Below are 22,380 nucleotides of genomic sequence, written 5' to 3'. Positions count from 1 at the left end.
TGCCCCCAATAATTTAGGCCATTTGGAACTGGAATTTTCCACTTATGATCCCTGCGGGGAAGAAGAGGAGAATTGTACGGCAATATTGGATCCCGAAAAAGGCTGGATTTCACCGTTATCGGTCCCGCCGTGAACCTCGCTTCGAGGCTGGAAAAGCTTACAAAGACCACAAAGAAGCCGGTTCTGCTGTCCGACGATTTCGTTGAGGCCGTGGGAAAGGACGCGCGGATGGAGGGGCTGGGATCATTTGAACTTCGAGGTGTGGCGAAGCCCATCGAGGTCTTCACGTTCAGCTGATGGACTTCGGAACTCCGAGAGCCGCGTGCCGGTTGGAAGTCAAACTCTCCGCCGGGTCTCGCTGCAGTGGTGTTTTCCGACACCAATGAATTTGTCGCTGATCTTTGACCTAAGCACCGCTGCACCGGCGCAAATCTGGCTGGTGGCCGTAACTCAATTCTGAGGTCTTGTCTTCCGGTCACAAAATACAATCTATCGGTCGGTAATCGAGTTCACCAGGGAAATGCCCATGACCACCGCGCAACAGATCGTCCTCGCCAGCCGACCTTCAGGGTCCCCAACTTCCGAGAACTTCCGACTTGAAGACCGCCAGCTGCCCGAAGCGCAAGAAGGCGAAGTGACACTTCGCGTGCTCTACCTCTCTTTGGATCCTTACATGCGCGGCCGCATGAGCGACGCGAAATCGTATGCCGCGCCAGTGGCGATTGACGGCGTCATGGAGGGGGAGACGGTGTGCGAAGTGACTCGCTCCAGACACCAGGACTTCAAACCTGGTGAAATCGTCCGTGCTCGGACTGGATGGTGCACGGACGCCGTTCTAAAGGGGGAGTCCATACAGCATGTCGATACCCACGGAGCACCAGTGACCACGGCCATCGGTGTGCTCGGAATGCCGGGGTTCACGGCTTATAGCGGCATGAAAGTGATTGGGCAGCCCAAAAAAGGCGAGACGGTTGTTGTCGCCGCGGCCTCAGGGCCGGTAGGATCCTTGGTGGGGCAAATCGCGAAGTTAGCAGGTGCGAGGGCCGTCGGCATCGCGGGCGGCCAGGAGAAGTGTGCCTATGTGAGAGACGAGCTCGGCTTCGATGCAGTTGTCGATCATCGATCTAAGGGTTTTGCGTCCGATCTCGCAAACGCATGCCCAGACGGTATTGACGTCTATTTCGAAAACGTTGGAGGTCCGGTGTGGGACGCCGTTCTGCCGCTGATGAACCTTTATGGACGTGTCCCCGTTTGCGGGTTGATCGCTAACTACAACGGTGCGAGCTCATCAGATCATGACAAGCTGCCTGCCACGATGTCCGCCGTGCTGAGACGAAGCCTGCTGATGCGAGGATTCATCAACACCGAGTTCGTCAAGGAGCACTACACCGCCTTCCGGCAGGAAATCGGACCGCTTGTTGCGTCAGGGAAGATCAAGTACCGCGAAGATATCGTTGACGGCTTGGAGAACGCGCCCGATGCATTCATCGGGATGCTTTCGGGCAAAAACTTTGGGAAGCTTCTCGTTCGAGTCTCTTCTGGCTCGCGATAACCTATCTACATCCTAACATTGCGGTGCCTCTCAGCCGAAGCCTTCGCCTGTTCCGACAAAGGTAACATCAATCGTGTTTGCGAATGGTGGGTTAATGATGCGCTGTTTCTTCGAGCTTTCGTCTTCGATCTCGGCATCGGCTGCCGCTGTTAACGGGAAAATTGAAAGCTTCGTGGTAATCGTATCGTTCAACACCCTAGATACGCCGACACTGCCGTCCAATGTTGCAAGGTTCACTGGGACCTGCAGTCCACCACTTCCGGACGTTGTTTGATCGACTTTAGCAGTGACCGTTATCGCTACTTTCGATACGATGAAATCCACCGCGCCAGCGCAAACTTTCCCGCTTCCCACTGCTGATTTGTCATTTTGGTGTCGGTATATATAGGTCCCAATGTCATGTTTTATCTGCCGCACAAGGCTCTCGAATGCGACAGTCCGGCTTACATCTGCGGTGTTTGCACCTAGCCCGCAGCTCGACAACAATCCGGCGGGCACCGCTAACAGCACCCCCCTGCGGTTGATGAGAAGGTCCATGAAAACGTCCCCCGACGAAGTTCAGTGAATTTCAACCCGAGGGCGAGTATGGTCACAACCTGGTGCACCTGTCGAGTTTCTCAGCGGTTCACGTCGACTAGCGTACGGCCGCGAACCTTGCCTTGAAGCATGTTTTCGGCAACGCCCCTGACTTCATTAAGCCCGACCTCGCTCACCATGGAGCCGAGTTTCCTAAGATCCAGATCGGTCGCCAAGCGTTTCCACGCTACCTCACGTAGAGACTGTGGCGCATTGACGGAATCGATCCCACAAAGAGTGATACCCCGCAATATAAAGGGCAATATCGAAGCTGGAAGCTCCATTCCGCCTACAAAGCCGCAGGTTGTCACGGCACCGCGGTACTTGGTCTGGCTCAAGATATTTACAAGGGTCTTGCCACCGACCGCATCGACAGCGCCCGCCCAACGATCGACCCCTAGCGGCGGACCGTCCTCCGAGAGCAGGGCGCGGTCCATAACTTCAGAAGCACCCAGCGACTTCAGGTAATCGGCCTCAGCGGACTTGCCACTCGAAGCAATCACCCGATAGCCCAACTCGGCCAGGATGGCGATCGAAATAGAACCGACGCCGCCGGACGCGCCGGTCACGAGGATGTCCCCACGCTCGGGAATGATGCCGCTATGTTCGAGTGCAAGTACGCTCAACATGGCCGTAAAGCCTGCGGTTCCGATTGCCATCGCATCGCGGGTGCTGATCGACCCTGGCAGTTTTACCAGCCAATCGCCATTGACGCTTGCTTGCCGCGCATAGCCTCCGTGATGATCCTGGCTGAGCCCCCATCCAGTAGCGACAACTTTGTCCCCGACTTTAAAACGGTCGTCGCGCGAGCTTGCGACAGTGCCTGCAAAATCGATCCCGGGGATTAGTGGAAAGGACTTGATGATCCGAGGGGTCAGGATAGCAATCGCGTCCTTGTAGTTCACATTCGACCACTCAACCGCGACCTTCACTTCCCCATCGTGAAGTATCCGATCCTCCAAGACTTCGACCGAGGTGGTGACGGCGCCGTCGGGAGCACGATTAGCGAGGATAGCCCGGAATGTCATGGCACGTTCCTTTCGATTAAGAATTGCTATGACTTTTAGGGGCTTGCGGCGATCATTGAAAGAACCCACAATTATAGCTCATACGACCATTTTTGTAAGTATAGCCCACGGAGGATCTTGTGAGACCTAAACGCCTAAATCCGAAGAGCGACTGTGCGGTCGAATTGACGCTGTCTGTCATCGGCGGTGTATGGAAGCCTCTAATCCTCTTCAATCTTCTGATGGGAAAGAAGCGGTTTATGGAACTCACGAGGCTCATCCCGAGCGCGACTCAACGCATGCTCACACTTCAACTGCGTGAGCTTGAAGAGGATGGATTGGTGACACGCCACGTTTTCCCGGTTGTTCCCCCGCGCGTAGAGTACGAGGTGACCGATTTGGCGCGAACTCTAGCGCCCGTAATGTTGAGCCTGCGGGACTGGGGTGAGCGTTACCGGCTTGAGCAGCAAAAGCTGCCCCCGCTCGAACCTCACTGTCAGGCCTGAACACAGGTTTCCAGACCAGCATTCTTATAACTGCAGCGCGGATTCCACATGGGCTAGGAGAGCCTTCACGTCGATGGGCTTGCCGAGGAATGCAAATGCTCCGCCGTCCATCGCCTGGGCTTTAGTACGTCCGTCAAGATACGATGTGACGAAAATGATCGGCGGCCGCTTTTGATCCGTGCTCAGGATCTTTTGCAAATCCAGGCCGCTCAAGCCGCCGGGCATGTCGACATCTAGGAGCATACAATCAAAATTCTCGCGATCGGGCGCCGCAAGATAGTGTTCGGCTGACGAAAATAAACGGCTCTCGTATCCACAGGACACCATGAGGTCGTCGAGTGCCTCGCGGATGGCAAGATCGTCGTCAACGACCGCGATGGTCTTGGAAATGGGCAATTTCGGAAGCCTGAATGTGAAAGTTGGACACGGATTGAGTTATGCGCTCTCGCCGAGCGCTTCGATACCACACCTGGGTCTAGGTTCCGGTGATTTGGTGCATCTTTTTGAGGAGATCTGCGAGCGTTCGGACCTGCATCTTCCTCATAACGCTACCGCGATGCAGTTTCACCGTCACCTCACTGATGCCCAGCTGGTATGCGATTTGTTTGTTCATCAATCCCTTGTTCACTGCTGTTAAAACCTCGCGTTCTCGCGGTGTCAGACTTTCCAACAGCCGCCGGACATCCTGGGTGGCGGCGACGGCTTCTCGAGCCGCCGCATCCCTCGCCAATGCGACGTTCACCGCGTCAAGGACGTCCTGGTCGCGGAATGGCTTGGTGAGAAAGTCTACTGCTCCGTCCTTCATTGCCTGGATGCCCATCGGAATATCGCCGTACCCGGTGAGGAAAATCACGGGTAGCTTGCTACCAATGCGATTGAGTTCGCGATAAAAATCCAGACCGCTGACCCCAGGAAGTCGGACATCAAGCAGGATGCAGCCAGGCGCTGCGACGTCTGCCTCCTCAAGGAATTCCTTAGAAGATCCAAAACTTCTTGCAGGGATGCCTACGGATAGAAACAGGTCGCTCAAAGATTCACGTATCGAGTGGTCGTCATCCAACAAATAGACCGTCGGTGCGACCTGTTCATGCGTATTGCGTTTCATGCTTTTTAGCTCCGACCAGTGGAAGAGAAAGTTCGAACACCGCGCCGCCCGAAGCGTTGTTTCGAGCGGTCAATCTTCCGCCTATCGCCTCTACGAAGGTCTTGCAGACAGACAAGCCAATTCCCATCCCTGTCTCTTTGGTGGTGAAGAAGGGCGCGAAGAGCTTATCAACGGCGTCTTCCGCGATGCCGGGACCATTGTCGGCAACCGAGATCACGACCTGATCGCCATCCCCGGGGCGGACCTCGATATACACCTGCGGATTTGCCTGCCGGGAGTTGGCAAGAGCCTGGATTGCATTCGTTACGAGGTTTATCAGAACCTGCTGGAGCTCGATCCGCATGGCGATGACCTGCGGAACGGACTTGGAAGTGATGATCTTGTGCTTCACCCGATGCCCGTCAAACTCTGCGTCCATAATCGCGCATGTCTCCTCGACTAGATGCACGAGGTCCACGCTCGTTGGTTCGCTCTGTGTCTGTTCGATCCTGCTCCGTGTTTGCTTGATGATCTCGCTTGCTCGCTCGCCATCTCGGACAATCCGGTCCGTTGCCCGCCTTGCGGCGGCAAGATCGGGTGGATCGCGGTCCAGCCATCTGACCAGTGTTTGTGCACTCACAATTATCGCGCCAAGCGGCTGGTTAAGCTCGTGTGCCAACGATGTCGAGAGAGCGCCGATCGCGGCTGTTCTCGACGATGCGGCAAGTTCTGCTCGCGCATCCTGCAACGCCTTTTGAGCAAGCTCACGCTGCGTGATGTCCACCATACCGGTGACCACCCGGTTGAACGCGGTGGCATCCTCCGGGAAGCTGACCGTTAGAAGAACAAGCTTCCTTTCCCCATCGTCGCCGACCACGGTCACGCTGTCGGAAAATGAACGGCGGCCCAGGAATATTGCTTCCATCAGGTCAAGGAAGGTCTCATCGCCGGGCGGCAGGATCCGTCGTAGCGAACCCGGCGTCTGATCAATTGCATTTCGACCCAATAGTTCGACCGCCGCCTCGTTCGCCGCCACAGTCCGAACCGCTGCGACGCATCTATCGACGATTTCTGGCTGTTGTCGCGCATACTCTCGAATGTCGTCGACCCCTTGAGCCTTCAGCGAGAACAAAATCTCTCGCACAGCGGAATAGTCGCGTTCCCAGAGTGCGACTTTCGTGCGCTCAAAAATGGCTCGATACCTACTCTCGCTCTCGCGAAGTGCGGCGTTAGTGGCGATTAGCTCGGACCGTGACGCTTCATTTCGCATCAGCAGAGACGTCGTGATGACAAGTGCGGCCAGAGCGACGCTCAGCCGAAGCAACGATTGCAGGTCGATAAGCGCGTCGCTGTGAGCGTAGACGTACGACGCGGCGGCAAGCCCAACTGCCGCCACGCATGCGGTCACATGGCCGCGGGGAGTTAGGATATCCCCAAGCAGAAGGAGGGCGATTACATAGAGGACCGCGATTGCGCCCTCGATGTTGGTGAATGTGTCAATGTAAAAGATGGTCCCAGCAAGAGCCAGCGCCACAGCAGCAAGAACCGTGCTGTGGCCGTTGTCCGTTCGACCATTAAAAAAATGTGCTGATGTCATCCCGATCGCAAAGCCCCCAGTGCGCAAAAACCGTACCACCCTCAACAGCGATGTCACCTGTACTCTGGTCTAAGGTAACGTTTCGACGTCGCGATCGGTGGATCGGTAATGGGCCGTCTCTCGGGGTATTGTAAGATCCGGCAGTCATCAATCACGGCGTGGTGTCCTCTCAAGTCTTTGGATGCGCAGAACGTCATGAAGGAAGCTGATAGATTATTTAAGCCCGCCCTTGTAGTTTTGATCTCGGGTGTGCTTGGGAGAAACGACGTTGCCCAATGATAGAAACTCACACGAAGTCATGATGCGCGAACGGCTCTTACGGGCAATCGATAGACGGGACCCGTGGAACGCTGCCGATTTAATGGACTGGTTGCGCTTTCATTTTCCCGAGTATCTAATGCAGGGGGACGAACGCCGTGCGGCAGCCGATTTTGCTGAAGAGCTTGCCAGTGACTTGGCTAACGATCCTGCTTTCCCACTTGTTGTACGCAACCTGCGCGATATCTCCGCTGAATTAAGTCGATGACGACCGGATCTGTAATGTCAGCGTACCCTTGCCGACGCCAAGAACTTCGTGCGGTAGATTGACCCTTTTTAAGCCGCGAGAGTTCGGAAACAAGCGGGTCCGGTTGAGTTTTCACTGCACTGCTACGACAAGGGGGAGGGTCTATCTCCGGGCTTGTGTCTACACGGCTACAGCTGAAAGCTGGCGCCCCAGCTTTTGACTGGCCAATGGTTTTCGGCGCCATGGCCGACGTTGAAATGGAAGTTGTTCAGGAGTTTCTGGCTAAAGAGCCACACCATTTCGGTAAATTGCTGCCTTGTAACCTCAAGCCCAAGGTTGAAGGACGGCATGTTTTCTGAATTGAACATAAACCCAGCTTCGACGCGCTGCGGCGTCAGCGGAGTGCGTACCCAGAACGAAACGACCGCAGGCCACCGCATTTTTGTGCTAGGCGAGATCACGACCGCGCCTACTATGAGGTATGTAAATTCGACTGACATCTCCGGAGGTCCAGGTTGAACGTGCTGGCCGATCGATCCGGATGGACGTTGGGCGAATTCTCCAGCCCAATCTCCCACTTCGACCTCCGGCCAAGCAAATTTCGGCAGCTCCTTTTTTGTGCTTTTTGGCATCGGGAACCTCTCCGGCAATCAACGTCAGCAGACAAAGGACAAAGTGCGGCGACTCTTCGCCAAGAAGGCCCAAGGTCCTGCATCCGGATCGATGGGTTATGGCGTCGGTTCATGTCGACGGCCCCAGCCTTTTCTCAGCCGCGATCGGAGTGCCCTCCTGAGATAAAATAGTCGTCGAGCCACCTGTGAGTTAGGCGAATGCCTTCAATGCAGCGTGGATTTGGGATACGACGGCTGCGCCTTCACCGACAGCGGCAGCGACGCGCTTCGTTGAACCGGACCTGACGTCGCCAATCGCGAAAAGATTTCGAAGGCTAGTTTCGAGAGATGTGCGTTGACCGTCGTCAGCGCCGGTAGTCTCGGGGCCTGTGAGAATAAAGCCAGAGCGATCCCGCTTCACATGCTCGACGAGCCACGCGGCGTTGGGATCTGCCCCGATAAAAAGGAATATATGGCGCAGCTCGAGATTTCGTTTTTCACCCGTCGCGTTGTTCCTGACGACGGCTCCTGAAAGCTCAGAGCGGGTGTCGCCGGAGACAGCATCGATCTCGCAACCCATATGGATTTCGACATTTGGTAGCTGGCCTATTCGGTCCACCAAATACTGAGACATTGTTTCTTCCAGGGGGCGGCGGGCAACCAGATGCAGCTTCTTTACCTGCGGCGCCAGGTAGGCGACCGCCTGTCCCGCGGAATTGCCGCCGCCAACGAGCGCGATCTCTTCACCTTGGCAGAGGCGGGCTTCAACAGATGTGGCCCAGTAGGAAATCCCCGATCCCTCGAATTTATCAATGTCGGCGACGGCTGGTCGGCGGTACCGAGCACCTGACGCGATTACGACAGTTTTGGCCCGAACGGACCGACCGTCATCCAGTTCCAAGGAGTGATAACCATCTGACGCGGGCACGAATTTTCGAACTTCGATTGGCAGCGCGATCTCTGCACCAAACTTGAGGGCTTGGTTGAACGCTCTGCCAGCGAGAGCTTGTCCCGATATTCCCGTTGGAAAGCCAAGGTAGTTCTCGATCCGAGCCGACGCCCCGGCTTGGCCGCCGACAGCTCGTTCATCCAAGACTATCACTTTCAAGCCTTCGGATGCGGCGTAGACCGATGTAGCCAATCCAGCGGGGCCTGCCCCGACGACTGCGACGTCGTACAGAACGTCCGTGTTGATGTCCGGTGTGATCCCAAGGCAAAGAGCGGCTTCCTGATTGCTTGGATTGTTAAGCACGCTGCCGCTAGGGCAAACCATGACAGGCAAGGCGTCGGCCGAGACGCCAAGCTTTTTGACGAGTTCACGGCCACTCTCGTCGGCGGAGGCGTCGAGAACCAAGTGGGGATAGCCGCTGCGCGTGAGAAATCCCTGCAGACGAGTGATTGCGGCACTTCCAGGGGTGCCAATTAGGATCGAACCAGCACCTCCGGTGTCGATCAAAGCAACTCGACGAAGGATAAAGGCTCGCATCACCAATTCGCCAATGTCGGCTGAACCAATAACCAACGCCCGGAGGTGTGATCCGTCGTAGGGTAGCGCAATGCATCCCTCCGCACCGGCGACGCCTCTCACCAATGAAGGTCGGCCTGCAAGTTGACTGACCTCGCCTGTGAACTGGCCGGGCGAATGGGTCACCACATTCAGTTCATGCGCAAGGCCGTCGTGTCGAAAGACGTCCAAGCTTCCTTCAAGCACGAGCCAGACTGGCGCGTCTTTTTCACCGAAATGCACCACTATCTCGCCTGCAGAGAAGTGATGAGGTTCCCCGCTGGCGAACCTCCGGGCCGATATCATCTGTGTCGGGCTCAAGACCGGAAACATCTGTTCCGCGCGATTATTCGAATTTGCCATGAGAATGCTCCGCCGGTCCGGCTTCAATAGAATTTGGGAATAGGTCCCGGATGGGGTGTCCGATCGGGAAGTTCGACGATGGTCTCGTCGACGAAGCACCAGCCCCAACCTTCGGGAGGATCGTAGCCCTCGATTATCGGGTGGCCGGTCTCCTGAAAATGCTTGGTGGCATGGTGACCGATGGAGTCATCGCAACATCCGACATGGCCGCATTCCCGGCAGAGCCTGAGGTGTACCCAGCCTTGTCCAATCTCCAGGCATTCCTCGCAGCCCAATGTGCGAGGTTTCACTCTGCGTACGATAGATCCATGGCTGCACGTACTCATGGGGCCCCCCATCCGGTTGGCTGTCGTGATTGACTGGGGGATTGTATCGAAGTGCCTGCTTCTAGCAACGGGCGGGAGATCCATCCGGCTAAACACCCGATAAAAATGCCCGCCACCGCCCCAAGGACAAGCGCCGTCTGTCGCGGCTGATGATATCCTGCATTATGGAGTGCGACGTTTAGGCTCGCGGGAACATCTTCAGCCCCGACGGGATCAAGCGTTCGACGAAGAGCTTCGGCCTGCCGTTCATAGGCGCCTACACGCTGGGCGGCGCCCAGATCGTTATGGAGATATTTATCGACTTCGAGTTTTTTCTCCGGAGCGAGACTGTGATCGATGAAGGATTGAAGGTCTGCTTCTGTGATTACCGGAACTGTCACTTCACCCTCCGCAGGTAATGCCCTTTGATGAGCGTTTGGCGGAACGGCGCTTCGACAATGAGCCTGAGCTGCTCCCGCGCTTGCGGCAGCAAACGTAGAAGCTCGCCCTCCGAAATATCCAGGACCTGCGCAGCCTCGCGATGAGAGAGCCGTTCGACCGACGTTAAAAGGATCGAGCTTCGTTGGAGCGGCGCCAGTTTTGGCAAAGCGGTCGCTGGTCCGATGACTTTTTGCCCATGGTTCTCAGAATGGTCAGCAGACGGCGTTGCCGACAGCTGCCCGTCCACCAGGCCACACATCAAACTAAGAGCGCTGAGTCGTACATTCGAGTGTCCCATCCACAGCCACCGAGCTCGCAATTTCTTTAGAGTGGTGAGCACGAGGAGATCCGCTGCATCCACGTCTTGACAGTGGCCTCGCGCAAAACGCCTCAACGACGGAAGGTGTGGGAGAACTGCTTCGCTAAAGTTTTTCATAGGATCTCCTCTAATCGCCGGACGGGGTTAAATATTGGATGATTTCGCCGCCGCGTCGTTGATGCTTCAACTCGCGAAGCGCCTGAGTGGGGAGTCGGTAGGAAGTGTAGTCAAAGGATCGGATCGTCAAAGAATTGGCCGCGCAATTGGGTACATTCGTCTCATCAGCCGCCCGGGACCGCCCTCCCGCTAGCCGCTGGTCGTAAGGGCAAGGCCCTCGCGGCGAATGCTCTCCAACCCGCATTCGCGTCGCGGCCCCTCGTTTTGGATCCCCTCATCAAAACGAGGGGCCGCAAAATCTTCGAATTCTCTTGCAGTTAGAAGCCGCGTCGATCTTCGGGAACCGGACATACCGGCTCGCTTGTGTCGTCTAGTCATTGGATTTCTTCTGCTGGTTTGGGGTTGGAAGAGCTTTCAGCGCGGCTTCAGCAACCGCGATATCCTCATCGATCGAGCCACCGCTGACGCCAACGGCTCCTGCCACGTTGCCATCGAGAAGGATCGGGATACCCCCACCAAGAATGACGAAAGTCCCGCCATTGACCGAGCTGACGGCGAATAGCGATTGTCCTGGCTGGATCATTGGAACGAAGGCAGCGGACGGGGCGTGAAACGCCCTGGCAGTCCGGGCTTTGCCGATCGCCAGGTCGAATGCTCCTGGCCACGCCATGTCCATCCGCGCCATGGCGACAAGGTCTCCACCACCATCGAGAATGACGATTGTGGACTTAACGGCGATCTGGTTGGCCGCATGTTCGGCTTTTTCGATCATGGCTCTGGCGAGGGAGAGGTCGAGGACACTCATGCTGTTATCCAGTGCATTGAGGGATCGGGGCGACACCGCACCCAGCAACGGCTGGGTGCAGTTAGTGCGATTGTGAGATCGGGTACGGAGATGACTCGTGCGGCTTGTGACGAGCGGCCGATTGCAGGTCGAACACCGCGTGCGACCGTTGAGGGCGGGCGAGGGCGGTGCCTCGCCCGCCGGGCGATCAACTTAGTTTGATGTCAGAGAGATCGATGGAAACGACCAAAGGCTCGGCCATGGATTGTCCATCGGGCTGGCGTGGAAAGATACGGCGCACGGTCGGGAACTTGATCCCCTGAACTTCGGTATAGTCGCTGATGTAATGCGCACCGGGTGTGTTACCAGCGATCTCGACGTCGTAGTCGTGTCGCGTCAGCAGACCGGATTCATCGACGTAGAGCGTCTGGACGGTGCTGTGGGTCGCGATTTCTTTCGGGAACGTCACCTTCAGGCGCTTCCAGGTCTCGCCTTTCTCCGTCCAGTCACCGAGCTCTTGGGTTTCGACACCCGGCGCCGCAAGCAGAAACGGTATGTTGAGATAGGTCCACATGGCGATGCCAGCGAAGTAGGCAAGCTGCTCCTCTGTCCACGGTGTTTCCAAGGTGTGGCCAGCGAACGACGCGCGAGGGCTCTCGAGTTCGCTAACGATATTCCCGCCGTTGTCCTTGATGGTGACCTTGCCTGGTTCGAAGCGTGTGACCTTGGCTTCAGGACCCAGAGGGGAGTGCGATGCCCATTCATGGCCGAGACCGACGGTGACGTTTGTTTCATCAAGCTTTCCAGCCTGGCCCTTCAGTGTCCAAAGGGCGCCGCCTTGGACGAGGTGAGCGGACAGCTGAGAGAACTTTTTCCACTGATCGAGACCACCGTGGGCGTCGACGATCTTCTGTGCGAGTGCGTTCATAGTATTTCTCCTTGTGTGTGGCGCGATCAGGCGTCCAGGAATGTCTTGACGTGGGCGACGAAGGTCTCTGGGTACTGGAACAGCGCACCGTGGCCAGAGTCCGGATATATGATCAGCGTGGCCGTGCTCATGTTCTTGAACATCTCGTACGCGTTGATCGACGGGAACATGGTGTCGTCGCTTCCGTGGACGATCAGAGTAGGCTGCTTGATGGCTTTCAGAGAGGCATGGCCCGGGTCTTGCTCAGCGCACCAGCCGATAATTGAAGCGGCCTGAGGATTGCTGACGTCGTCGCCGCTGTCGGGGTCACGATCGTTCTTGCGGACGGTAGCACGGGCAACGAAGGCTCTCGCTGCTGCTTGGCTTGCGTCTGACGGCGGGAAGAAGAGGGGGAGGCGCACATCAGGAGCATTTTTGGAAAACGCGTCCTGGACGACCTCCATGAGGTGCTCTTCTCCTCCCTTTGGTGCGGTGCCAGCCAAGATGATTTTGCGGACCTTGACGGCGGAACGGGCGGCCATGACCTGCGCCAAGAAACCGCCGAGCGAGAAGCCAAGGAGATCGACTTCATCGAGGCCAAGTGCGTTGATGAAGTTCTCAGCGTCAGTCGCCATCTGATCGACGTTGTCGGGCGTCTTGCCGCCAGATGTCCCGACGCCAGCATTGTTGAAGATCACCACCGGGCGATCCGCTGCAAGTGAATTGGCAACGATGGGATCCCAAGCGTCCATTGTTCCGGTGAAATGCTGCATAAAGACCAGCGGGACGCCGGTCTTCGGCCCAAGACGGCGATAGGCGAACCGTATACCCCCAGCCTCGACGTACTCGGTAGGTGCTGTCTCCAATGTGACGGACATGCTGTATTCCTTCCTCGGTGATGCGGCTGAGCCGTGTGTGTTTCCGAGGAGATACTGCCTGCCAGGTGCCAACCACGCGAGTTAAGGCATATTAAGTGATGTTAAGGTCGAAATAGCCCGGAGCAGCCGTTGATTGCGGAACAAAGGGGAGGGTTAGCACCCAGCTTGGCGCGTTCGGATCTATTCGAAAGAGGTGCCGAATTTTCTCGGAGAGGCTGTCCGGATGACAGTGATTGAGGTTTGAGCCAACCAAGTGACCGTGCGCCAGCGCTTCATTTCGAGCGTGGATGCTCCAAGCTCGTCAGAGATCGCGACTCCAACAAGGATGCCCATCAAGCTACGGTTAAGCTCGTCATGGGCATCCTTCGAGGCGAGGATGTTACTTTCCTGCACCTGAGTTCTGAAGAGCCAACGGCAGCATGACGTCCGGGAAGTCCTGATAAGAGACCGGGCGCAGGAAACGATAGATCGCCAGTGTTCCGACCGACGTGGAGCGGCCATCGGATGTTGCCGGGAAGGGGCCTCCATGGACCATTGCGGACGAGACTTCGACGCCGGTGCCAAAGCCGTTGATCAGCAATCTCCCTGCCAACTGTTGGAGGCGCGGGACGATCATTTGGGCCGCGGGATAGTCGGCCTCGTCAACTTGCAGCGCAATCGTCAGCTGACCTTCCAGATTATCGACAACCTCTAAGACCTGGCGTTCATCCGAGCATTTGACGATCAAGCCCGCCGCACCGAAGACTTCTTCCTGCAATTCGGGGTGAGCGAGGAACGATGAAGCGTCGGTCTCAAACAGCGCCGTAGCCGCCTGAAATTCCTTGCCATCCTGTCCGCGAGCAAGCTCCGCCACCGAAGAGTGAGACGCCAGTCGCTGTACGGCTTCACAGTAAGCTTTGAAGATTCCGCCGGTCAGCATTGTTTGCGCCGGTGTCTCCGCAAGTGCCGCACGCGCCGCATCTTTGAAGGCGTCAAGGCCGGGACCGTCAATCGCGATCAACAAACCGGGGTTCGTGCAAAACTGGCCAGCACCCAAGACGAGCGATCCTGCGAACGCCTTCCCAATGTCCGCCCCCCTTTGCTGCAAGGCATTGGGAAATAGGATGACTGGATTGATGCTGCTCATTTCGGCGTAGACCGGAATCGGCTGCTTGCGCTCTGAGGCGATCTTCACCAGTGCCATACCACCGCGTCTGGACCCCGTGAAGCCGACCGCCTTGATCCGATGATCGGCGACAAGCGCCTGTCCGACTTCAAAGCCGGTATCGAAGAGCATCGCGAAGGTCCCCGGATGCAGACCACTGTCGGATACAGCCTTTTGTACGGCATACCCAACCAGCTCGGAGGTTCCGGGGTGCGCAGAGTGGGCTTTGACAATAACCGGGCAGCCAGCCGCCAGCGCGGATGCCGTGTCGCCGCCTGCAACAGAGAACGCCAATGGAAAATTTGACGCACCGAAAACAGCGACTGGCCCCAAGGCGACGTTTCGAAGTCTCAGGTCAGGCTTGGGAACGGGCTTCCGGCTCGAATCGCCAGCATCAAATCGTAGTTCTTGGAAGCGGCCAGCCCTTACTTCCTTGGCGAACAGTCGAAGTTGACCGACGGTCCTGGCCCGCTCGCCTTCGAGACGACCTCTTGGGAGGCCGGTCTCAGCCATGGCCCGCACGATCAAGTCGTCACCGATTGCCTCAATTTCTAAAGCAACACGGTCAAGGAAAGCGGCTCGCGTTTCGAGGCCAGTTTCGCTGAAGCTTGGAAATGCTTCCCATGCCAGGGCCGAAGCTTCGTTGACCTCATCGAGCGTGGCACCTGCGAATTCGACGGGCAAGCTGTTGCCGGTCGCAGCCTCGACTGCAAAGAACGACTTTCCTTTGCCCATCCGGGCGGTTCCACCGATGAGCAAGCTACCGTTTAGCATTTTGGGGGCCTTTCTACAGTTGATGCGGACCTACATTGCTGAGCAATGCAAAGGCCATTTTGAAGAAGTCATCCAGCGGACCACGGTCGCCGGTCAGCTTGGTGCGGAGTTCACAACCTTCCCAGCTGCTGACCAAAAATCGAGCGAGTTCACTCGCCTTGATATCGGAACGAACTTGTCCAATTTCTTGTGCTGCTTTCACGGCTGCTGCCAAGCTCTCTGTCCATCTGTCGAGATCCGACCGCAGAGCTGCTTGTAAATCAGGAACCGCCGTCGAGCTCTCCGCGGTTAGATTGGCAATCAGGCAACCGCGGTCAAAACCGTTTTGCTGATGACGCGCCAGGCAAAATTCGAAGTGGCGTCGTATCCGATCTATGGGTGCGAGATTGGCGTCGAGGAGAATTTCCCTTTGAGAGGAAGCCGCGTATTGGTCCAACACCGCGATCGCCAACTCCTCCTTCGATTTGAAATGGTTATAGAAGCTCCCTTTTGGAACTCCTGCGGTGTCAGAAATTTCCTGGACGCCACAACCATCATATCCAAGCGCGTGAAAGCGCTCCAGACCAGCCGCCAAGATCCGTTCCCTCACAGACGGTGCCATTGTCGTCTCCCTTTTCAAGAGGGGATACGAACGCAGCCGTCAGCCTTCAAGCCCCGCGAGCTAATAGTAGCTGAAAATTGAGGGGTGGAGGTTCATGAATCTGAGCCGATTGAATCAGTTAGGCCTTGGTCCCGAACCCATTTCAGACGTTGGATGCGGGCTACGGCCAGGCATTCCCGGCATTCCGAAGTTGTCACGACCTTGCTTCGCGACTAATTCGGCTGCGAATTGTGCCGACGCCTCAGATAGAAACCAAGCATGGGATCCAGAAGAAAACTTTAGCAGGGACTTCGAAATCAACCCTTCCATCGCCTCGTCATCGATGCGGCGATGCCGTGATCCAGTCGTCTCAGTGCCAGCAAGCGTGCAAAACGCGTCCCGTTCTTCTGAAGTCAAAGACCTATAGCTCCAGTCCAAATTCGCACGTAATGACTTGTGTCTCTCGGGCGCAGTCCGGCGGCCAAATCGAAGAACTGCCAGGGGCTCATGTAGTGCTGCGTCGAGACCAGAAATGCCAAGGTCCCTTACGCGGTGCGCTGCGAGTTCGAGTGCAAGTGGTAGGCCATCCAATCGACGGACAATATTGGCAGCAAGCCTCATTGTTTCGAGGTCCGAGGTGTTGATTTCGGCGCCCGCAGCAAGGGCTTCTTCCAGGAAGTAAGCGAGGGCCGGAGAAGGGTCGGAGCATTCTTCGTCGCCATTTCCTGGGACGTCGAGCCCGGCTAGGTACCTCACGCGTTCGCCGAGGCTGCGTAGTGGTTCGCGACTGGTCGCGAGAACCATGGCAGAGGCCGTGCGGGCGACAAACGTTTCGGCGAACGTCGCGACGTCGTCCACTATGTGTTCACAGCCATCCAGAATAAGCATGATGTCGTCATCGCCTACCGCCTCAGCGATTCTCGCGACCGTCAATGTAGTGCACGAGCGCTGCAGTAGCGCCTTTCCTACAGCCGAGAGTAAGTCTGCTTGGTCGCGAGCCTCAGTTAGGTCGACATGGAACACCTTCTTTTCCAGTCGTAGGAGGTTCCCAATCGCGATCGCAACCGCGGTCTTTCCAGACCCTCCGGGGCCAACGATGCTCGCCAAACGGTGAGGCTCATGTGCCCACCGGGCCAAAACGGCATCGCGACCGACCAAAGGTCGGCTTGGCCACGGCAGGTTGCCCTCCTGAGCCTGCTGCACCGGTGTATCCAAGGGAGGCTTGCGCGTCACAGAGGCGGCAAAAACGTAACCCTTCCCCGCAACGTTTTGGATGATCCCGGTGGCGCCCTTGTCGTCGAATGCCTTTCTGAGGGCGACCAGGTGAACGCGCAGCGCTCCCTCGTCGACATGAGTGCTGCCCCATACCGACTTGATGATCTCGTCTTTCGATATGATCTCGCCCGGGCGGCTTGCGAGCGAAGCGAAGATATCGAACGCCCGTGGCCCCAGGCGCACGCGCTCTCCCCGATGGGTGAGCTGTCGAGCTTGGAGGTCGAATGCGAATTCGCCGAAAGACGAGCTGTTCATTGTGTTCCCCCAGGTCATTGTCGATATGCGACCGTTTCAAAATGGCGATCACGGTACCGGTGATGACGTGAGAGGCTACCCGATGACAGGGATGGTTCAATCGCAACCAAGGTGCAGTCACCCTATACGCCGGTATAGGTCGGCGTCGCTTTGAAGCCCACGCAACAGGAGATGTCGGCCGCGGGTACGAGGCGTTGTTCTGAACAAGGGCGGTGACATGGGGACGCAGATCTCACGATCAGCTGCAATCATCCCATACGATGGTTTGGGGTGTCAAAACCACTGTTCAATCGAAACCTGGACTGGAACAGGGCATCTTTGGCTCATTCACAAATCAGGCCAAGGAATTTTATTATGAATCTCTATCTCGGCACCATCGCACGCTCTTCCCGCATCATGAAAGCTGCAGGGTACGGAAGCGGTTTGGCTTTTGATACTGCCTCCGAGACCGCGTACGAGCGCAGCCCGATGCATTTTCCAGACCTCACCGACGAGATCGTCTATCAGGGCATTCTATCTCCGTTCCAGAGAAGCATGATCATGCGGGCCGGAAGCCGTTCTCGCAAGGATGTCGGCTGCGAAGTGATTGGCGCAACTGTCAGACATCAGCGTCCGCGCGAGTGGGTCGTATCCGTTGGCGGGAATACGCTTCATTAGCAATGCATGAAATACAAACCATCGTATGATTCCGGAGGGCTCGGAAAAGTCCTACTGTCGTCGCGAGGCTGCACCGGCAGCCATGAAAGGAAAACCCAGTGTCTGCCCTTAAGAAATCCGTCGCGATCGTCGATGATGACGAAGTGCTCCTTGAGGCAACAAGCGGCTTCCTGGAGGCGATGGGTTACGAGCCGTTGCCGTTCCCTTCAGGTGAGTCATTCCTGACCTTCGACCAAAAAGAGGGTCTCACCTTGCTCCTGTCAGACATCAACATGCCCGGCATGAGCGGTTTCGAACTTTTGGACATTGTTAGAAAGAAACACCCCGACATGCGAATAGTGATGATGACGGCCCTGAAGGACGAGAGCATCATTCGGAAGGCTCTTGCCGGTGGAGCGCAAGCTCTACTACAAAAGCCTATCCTCGCAGATGACCTCATGAAGTGTATCGAAGGCTGAAGGTGTGAGCATTGCGCTGACTGCTCCGAAACTGCCTTCGGTCGCGGTTGTCCTGCTCGCCGCTGGAACGGCCAGCAGGATGGGCGAGGGCGGAAAGCACAAGCTCCTGGCGGAGTTTGACAATGTTCCCCTCGTTCGCCGCTCGGCCATTGCGGCGCTCGGGAGCGGGGCCAGCTTGGTTGCTGTGGTGGTGGGTCATCGGCACGGCGAAATCTCTGCCGCCTTATCAGGTATCCCAGTTGAGACTGTCTACAATCCACATTACCGTAGCGGTATGGCGACCTCATTGATCGCCGGATTTTCGGCCTCCGAGGTTATGTCGGCTGATGGGGTTCTCATCATGTTAGCGGACATGCCGGGCCTGACAGCCAACCACCTTGCGATGCTGATCCAGGCTTTTGAAAATACCGGCGGCAAGGCCATCGTCCGCGCCACTTTTCATGGCAAACGCGGAAATCCAATTATTCTCCCGCAGTCGCTGCGTGTCTCTGTGATGGAGTTGAAAGGCGATATCGGCGCCCGTCAGATCATTGAGAGTTCTGGCGTCCCGATCATCGACGTTGAGATCGGCGCCGCGGCCAGCCTCGACGTGGACACTGTAGAAGATATTATCATAGCAGGCGGAAAACCCACTCGATAGCTCACGCTAACCGACGCTGGCAGGTAGCAGGCTGTCTACCTTACGAATCAGATCGGCGATTGATGTGGCTTTCATCTTCCGCATGACGTTTCCACGGTGAATCTTGACCGTGATCTCACTGAGTCCCAGCTCGTGAGCGATCTGCTTGTTCAGAAGGCCCGTGGCAACGGCCGCCATCACCTGCTTTTCGCGGGGGGTGAGCGTTGCGGCCAAGGCGGTAACTTCAGAGTTCGCCGAAACCTCTGAGCGTCGGGCCCGATCCTTTTCAATGGCAATCGCCACGGCGTCCAGCATTTCTTGGTCGCGAAAGGGCTTGGTCAGGAAGTCGACTGCACCAGCTTTCATTGCCCTGACGCTCATTGGGACGTCCCCATACCCTGTCATGAATATGATCGGCAACTGATTACCCAATGCATTGAGCTTGGTTTGCAGATCGAGCCCACTTAGGCCCGGCAACCTGACGTCGAGGACGAGGCAGCCTGGACGATCAGGAAGTGCTTCTCCCAGTAGTTCCGCAGTTGATCCAAAGCCAAGGGTCTCAATTCCCACCGACTGCAGGATCTCTCGGAGACCTTCTCGCATACCATCGTCATCATCAACGACAATAACCAACGCGGCCGAACTATCGGCTGGGCTAACCGCCGCGGATTTTAATGGGCGCGTTGTCATCGGTTGAACCCTTCAAGAAGCATTTCGTGTCCAACTCGACACATAGCTTCTGCGGATCGAACCCGTCAATATGAATTGGCCGCTGACCGTAGCAAGCCAACCCTATCCAATGGTATTGGATTTGAGGGTCGGACATTGACTACAAAAAATCCGGAGCCTACGGGAACCAACGACGCATTTTGCCGACAACTCCAGGAACGGCTTAGAATTTTATGATCGATAGCGCGATTTTGACGCCCGCGAGGAGTTTCCATCCAAGCATTGACCGGCCAATGACGGTCCGGGTCCTGTTATCCAGCCTCATCGGGACTTCTGTCGAATTTTACGACTTCTACATATACGCCACAGCTGCCAGCTTGATTTTCGGTCCGCTTTTTTTCCCAGCTTCGGTCAGCTCTTTGGAGCTAATAGGCGCCTATGCGAGCTTCGGCATCGCCTTTATTGCCCGCCCTCTCGGCGGAGCCGTTTTCGGACATTTCGGCGATCGGGTCGGCCGTAAGGCCACCTTGATGGCATCGCTACTCATGATGGGGATCTCCACAGCGGCAATCGGCCTGTTGCCGACTTATGCAGTGGTTGGTTGGCTCGCTCCACTTCTTCTGTGCATGCTTCGGTTCGGACAGGGCCTGGCACTCGGCGGCGAGTGGACAGGCGCTGTTTTGCTGGCGCTGGAGAACGCGCCTCCTGGTTGGAAAGCTCGATTCGCTATGTTTGCGCCGCTCGGTGCACCGATCGGCTTCGTTCTAGCCAATGGATTGTTTCTGTGCCTAACCCTCGCTCTATCACCGGAGCAGTTTGTCGACTGGGGGTGGCGAGTACCCTTCCTTGCAAGTGCTCCTTTGGTCCTTATGGGGCTTTGGGTCCGGTTCAATCTCGTAGAGACGCCGGAATTCCAGGAGGCAATGGCCGAGGCGCAGCCAGCAAACGTGCCATTGGTCGAGGTCCTTCGCGACCACATGGGCGCCGTCGTTGCTGGCGTTTTCGGCGTCGTCGCATGCTTTTCGCTGTATTACACCGTAACAGCCTTCGCGCTTGGCTACGGAACATCCACGCTCGGCTACTCTCGACCAACCTTCCTGATAGTCGAGCTGGGCGCAATCGGCTTCATGGCCGTCGCCATCGTCCTCGCTTGTTGGCTGTCAGATCGCATGGAGCCTGAGCGCGTTCTCATCTACGGCTGCTTCGGGACGATTGTCTCGGGTATTGCCTTGTCACCAATGCTGGGCAGCGGATCGCTTTTCGTCATTTTCCTGTTCCTTGCGTTCTCGCTGTTTTCGATGGGCTTCGTGAACGGGCCGTTGGGAGCTTGGCTTCCAGGCCTCTTTCCGGCACGGGTCCGGTACACTGGAACGTCGATCGCTTTTAACATTGGTGGCATCATCGGCGGTGCTTTCTCGCCAGTGGCGGCCCAGGCGCTCGCTGATTACAGCGGTCTCGTGGCCGTTGGGTTCTATCTCGCCATCACCGGCGGAATGAGTTGGGTCGCGTTCGATGCCAGCGCAAGGCGCCGTACCCTTGGTGCGCTCGCGCAGAGTGAAAAGCGCTACCGTTCGATCTTTGAACAGTCGCACGTCTCGCTAGGTGAGGTTGAACTCGCCGAACTATATCAACGCATTGAAAAACTGCGGAATGATAGGGTCGATATCTCCGCACTTCTTGTGTCGGATCCTGGCTTTGGTAATGAATGCTCACAGCTGATACGCTTTGTTGACGTTAACGAGGCAACGGTCCCGCTACTAGGCTGCGCGTCCCGTCACGACGTTCTGGGATCAATTGACCGTTTCCTGCCGCCTAGCAATGATCTCGCTGTTTCAATCGTTACGGCGATGTCGAACCAGGTTCATAATCTCGAGATCGAAACCAAGCTTTTGCGCCACGACGGACGTGAAGTTATCGTGGTTTTCTACATCGCTTTCCCAGATGATGCCGCGGCATATGACCGTGTCGCCTGCGCGATGATCGACGTGACCCAACGCGAACAGGCGAAGGAAGCATTGCTCGTTGCCCAAGGCGAACTCGCACGCGCCAGCCGTGTTGCAACTGTCGGCGCAATTTCGGCATCGATTGCTCATGAGGTCAATCAGCCGATCGGTGCGGTTGTCATGTTTGCCCAAGCGTGCGTTCGGTGGCTTCAAACGAGCCCGCCCGATCTTGCGGCGGCGACCAAGGCCGCGGAAAGAGCTGTTGAACACAGCGTCAGGGCTAGCCAGATTATCCAGAGAACCCGCGAGAGGCTGAAGGGTGGTGGCAAGCGGCCTGAGATCCTTGATCTGGGCGAACTCGTCTTGGATGTCGTGGGCTTGCTCGAGAGGGAAACGACCAGCAGCGCGACGACGGTTCGGATTGATTTCGCGAGGAGCGGCGCTGTGGTCGCCGATAAGGTCGAGCTACAGCAGGTCATCGCAAATCTGATCACGAACGGCCTTCATGCAATGAAGGATGTGCCTGACGCATCGCGCGAGATCACCCTGCAAATCCATGGCGATGACTCAGAGTTTTTAAAGGTATCGGTAAGGGATCACGGCACAGGCATAGATGAAGCAAATATCATGAAGTTGTTCACTCCGTTCTTCACAACGAAGGGTGATGGAATGGGGATGGGCCTCGCGATCTGCAAGACGATCGTTGAGGCTCATGGTGGGTCGTTGTCTGCTAGGAACCACGGCGAAGGTGGCGCGATATTCGAAATCGTCCTTCCAATCGCAACCTCAGGCGACCCCGCCGCGGCTTCCGAAATTGTGCACGTTCCTGCTCAGTAGGGCGTTAAGGACCCTAATATCTCTTAGCAAGCCTTAACTCGCAATTTCGCGCCCGTTGCTCGATCTTGATGTTGTCGAGCCAACACGGATTGCAGCGACGGCGCACGGGCCAG

23 protein-coding genes and 1 pseudogene are annotated in these 22,380 nt (G+C 56.7%); 8 read left to right on the top strand and 16 right to left on the bottom strand.

What is annotated here, in order from left to right; genetic code table 11:
* Positions 1 to 72 precede the first annotated feature (72 nt).
* Together AB8B33_RS37685 and AB8B33_RS37680 are read left to right on the top strand one after the other, a co-directional pair.
* A pseudogene (locus AB8B33_RS37685) lies at positions 73 to 297 on the top strand (adenylate/guanylate cyclase domain-containing protein); the annotation flags it as partial.
* 223 nt (positions 298 to 520) lie between these two features.
* Entirely contained in the window at positions 521 to 1,552 is a 1,032-nt protein-coding gene (locus tag AB8B33_RS37680) for an NADP-dependent oxidoreductase (protein WP_439019361.1), read from the top strand.
* 30 nt (positions 1,553 to 1,582) lie between these two features.
* Here the strand turns inward: AB8B33_RS37680 and AB8B33_RS37675 are convergent, their stop codons facing one another.
* Positions 1,583 to 2,089: a hypothetical protein gene (locus AB8B33_RS37675; protein ID WP_130763056.1), complete on the bottom strand. Its 507-nt coding sequence runs from the start codon at positions 2,087 to 2,089 to the stop codon at positions 1,583 to 1,585.
* 80 nt (positions 2,090 to 2,169) lie between these two features.
* The gene (locus tag AB8B33_RS37670; RefSeq protein ID WP_130763087.1) at positions 2,170 to 3,156 is read right to left on the bottom strand and encodes an MDR family oxidoreductase; all 987 of its coding nucleotides are present in this window, start codon (positions 3,154 to 3,156) and stop codon (positions 2,170 to 2,172) included.
* Between the two features lie 119 nt (positions 3,157 to 3,275).
* Between AB8B33_RS37670 and AB8B33_RS37665 the strand changes: the two genes are divergently transcribed.
* A complete protein-coding gene (locus AB8B33_RS37665; RefSeq protein ID WP_125849383.1) occupies positions 3,276 to 3,641 on the top strand; it encodes a winged helix-turn-helix transcriptional regulator in 366 nt (121 codons plus the stop codon).
* A gap of 24 nt (positions 3,642 to 3,665) precedes the next feature.
* Here the strand turns inward: AB8B33_RS37665 and AB8B33_RS37660 are convergent, their stop codons facing one another.
* The 3 genes from AB8B33_RS37660 to AB8B33_RS37650 all read right to left on the bottom strand — a co-directional run bounded on the left by AB8B33_RS37660 (position 3,666) and on the right by AB8B33_RS37650 (position 6,322).
* A complete protein-coding gene (locus AB8B33_RS37660; protein ID WP_130763055.1) occupies positions 3,666 to 4,037 on the bottom strand; it encodes a response regulator transcription factor in 372 nt (123 codons plus the stop codon).
* 79 nt (positions 4,038 to 4,116) lie between these two features.
* Positions 4,117 to 4,746, bottom strand: a complete 630-nt coding sequence (locus tag AB8B33_RS37655; RefSeq protein ID WP_130763054.1) for a response regulator transcription factor — start codon at positions 4,744 to 4,746, stop codon at positions 4,117 to 4,119.
* Entirely contained in the window at positions 4,727 to 6,322 is a 1,596-nt protein-coding gene (locus AB8B33_RS37650) for a sensor histidine kinase (RefSeq protein WP_130763053.1), read from the bottom strand. Before AB8B33_RS37650 ends, AB8B33_RS37655 begins: the two co-directional genes overlap by 20 nt.
* A gap of 268 nt (positions 6,323 to 6,590) precedes the next feature.
* Here AB8B33_RS37650 and AB8B33_RS37645 point away from each other — a divergent pair, with 268 nt between their 5' ends.
* Complete coding sequence (locus tag AB8B33_RS37645) at positions 6,591 to 6,848, top strand: hypothetical protein (protein ID WP_164565914.1); 258 nt, start codon at positions 6,591 to 6,593, stop codon at positions 6,846 to 6,848.
* 167 nt (positions 6,849 to 7,015) lie between these two features.
* Here AB8B33_RS37645 and AB8B33_RS37640 read toward each other — a convergent pair whose 3' ends face one another.
* The 10 genes from AB8B33_RS37640 to AB8B33_RS37595 all read right to left on the bottom strand — a co-directional run bounded on the left by AB8B33_RS37640 (position 7,016) and on the right by AB8B33_RS37595 (position 17,084).
* On the bottom strand, positions 7,016 to 7,459 hold the full coding sequence (locus AB8B33_RS37640; RefSeq protein WP_130763051.1) for a hypothetical protein: 444 nt from the start codon (positions 7,457 to 7,459) through the stop codon (positions 7,016 to 7,018).
* Between the two features lie 190 nt (positions 7,460 to 7,649).
* Positions 7,650 to 9,305, bottom strand: coding sequence for an FAD-dependent oxidoreductase (locus AB8B33_RS37635; RefSeq protein WP_130763050.1), 1,656 nt, complete (start codon positions 9,303 to 9,305; stop codon positions 7,650 to 7,652).
* Positions 9,306 to 9,328: 23 nt separating this feature from the next.
* A complete protein-coding gene (locus AB8B33_RS37630) occupies positions 9,329 to 9,631 on the bottom strand; it encodes a UBP-type zinc finger domain-containing protein (RefSeq protein ID WP_130763049.1) in 303 nt (100 codons plus the stop codon).
* 376 nt (positions 9,632 to 10,007) lie between these two features.
* A complete protein-coding gene (locus AB8B33_RS37625; RefSeq protein ID WP_130763048.1) occupies positions 10,008 to 10,487 on the bottom strand; it encodes a sigma factor-like helix-turn-helix DNA-binding protein in 480 nt (159 codons plus the stop codon).
* Positions 10,488 to 10,857: 370 nt separating this feature from the next.
* A complete protein-coding gene (locus AB8B33_RS37620) occupies positions 10,858 to 11,292 on the bottom strand; it encodes a GlcG/HbpS family heme-binding protein (protein ID WP_130763047.1) in 435 nt (144 codons plus the stop codon).
* A 187-nt stretch (positions 11,293 to 11,479) separates the two neighbouring features.
* The gene (locus AB8B33_RS37615) at positions 11,480 to 12,199 is read right to left on the bottom strand and encodes a hypothetical protein (protein ID WP_130763046.1); all 720 of its coding nucleotides are present in this window, start codon (positions 12,197 to 12,199) and stop codon (positions 11,480 to 11,482) included.
* A gap of 26 nt (positions 12,200 to 12,225) precedes the next feature.
* Positions 12,226 to 13,056 carry an alpha/beta fold hydrolase gene (locus tag AB8B33_RS37610; RefSeq protein ID WP_130763045.1) on the bottom strand — a complete coding sequence of 277 codons (831 nt, stop codon included), beginning with the start codon at positions 13,054 to 13,056 and terminating at the stop codon, positions 12,226 to 12,228.
* Positions 13,057 to 13,435: 379 nt separating this feature from the next.
* The gene (locus AB8B33_RS37605) at positions 13,436 to 14,935 is read right to left on the bottom strand and encodes an aldehyde dehydrogenase (NADP(+)) (RefSeq protein WP_130763044.1); all 1,500 of its coding nucleotides are present in this window, start codon (positions 14,933 to 14,935) and stop codon (positions 13,436 to 13,438) included.
* A gap of 52 nt (positions 14,936 to 14,987) precedes the next feature.
* The gene (locus AB8B33_RS37600; protein ID WP_130763043.1) at positions 14,988 to 15,575 is read right to left on the bottom strand and encodes a TetR/AcrR family transcriptional regulator; all 588 of its coding nucleotides are present in this window, start codon (positions 15,573 to 15,575) and stop codon (positions 14,988 to 14,990) included.
* A 114-nt stretch (positions 15,576 to 15,689) separates the two neighbouring features.
* Positions 15,690 to 17,084, bottom strand: a complete 1,395-nt coding sequence (locus AB8B33_RS37595) for an ATP-binding protein (RefSeq protein WP_164565913.1) — start codon at positions 17,082 to 17,084, stop codon at positions 15,690 to 15,692.
* Between the two features lie 354 nt (positions 17,085 to 17,438).
* Between AB8B33_RS37595 and AB8B33_RS37590 the strand changes: the two genes are divergently transcribed.
* The 3 genes from AB8B33_RS37590 to AB8B33_RS37580 all read left to right on the top strand — a co-directional run bounded on the left by AB8B33_RS37590 (position 17,439) and on the right by AB8B33_RS37580 (position 18,839).
* Complete coding sequence (locus AB8B33_RS37590) at positions 17,439 to 17,741, top strand: hypothetical protein (protein WP_130763041.1); 303 nt, start codon at positions 17,439 to 17,441, stop codon at positions 17,739 to 17,741.
* A gap of 98 nt (positions 17,742 to 17,839) precedes the next feature.
* The gene (locus tag AB8B33_RS37585; protein ID WP_017996735.1) at positions 17,840 to 18,199 is read left to right on the top strand and encodes a response regulator; all 360 of its coding nucleotides are present in this window, start codon (positions 17,840 to 17,842) and stop codon (positions 18,197 to 18,199) included.
* Between the two features lie 4 nt (positions 18,200 to 18,203).
* Positions 18,204 to 18,839, top strand: a complete 636-nt coding sequence (locus AB8B33_RS37580; protein ID WP_130763040.1) for a nucleotidyltransferase family protein — start codon at positions 18,204 to 18,206, stop codon at positions 18,837 to 18,839.
* Positions 18,840 to 18,845: 6 nt separating this feature from the next.
* Here AB8B33_RS37580 and AB8B33_RS37575 read toward each other — a convergent pair whose 3' ends face one another.
* Positions 18,846 to 19,508 carry a response regulator transcription factor gene (locus AB8B33_RS37575; protein ID WP_130763039.1) on the bottom strand — a complete coding sequence of 221 codons (663 nt, stop codon included), beginning with the start codon at positions 19,506 to 19,508 and terminating at the stop codon, positions 18,846 to 18,848.
* 212 nt (positions 19,509 to 19,720) lie between these two features.
* Between AB8B33_RS37575 and AB8B33_RS37570 the strand changes: the two genes are divergently transcribed.
* Positions 19,721 to 22,267: an MFS transporter gene (locus AB8B33_RS37570; RefSeq protein WP_245493753.1), complete on the top strand. Its 2,547-nt coding sequence runs from the start codon at positions 19,721 to 19,723 to the stop codon at positions 22,265 to 22,267.
* The last annotated feature ends 113 nt before the right edge of the window (positions 22,268 to 22,380 follow it).

It is taken from the genome of Rhizobium sp. 768_B6_N1_8 (assembly GCF_051811225.1).
In the GTDB taxonomy this organism is placed as follows: Bacteria; Pseudomonadota; Alphaproteobacteria; order Rhizobiales; family Rhizobiaceae; genus Rhizobium.
The sequence above is the reverse complement of the archived record's forward strand: the minus strand, read 5'-3'. Positions and strand labels throughout refer to the sequence as shown.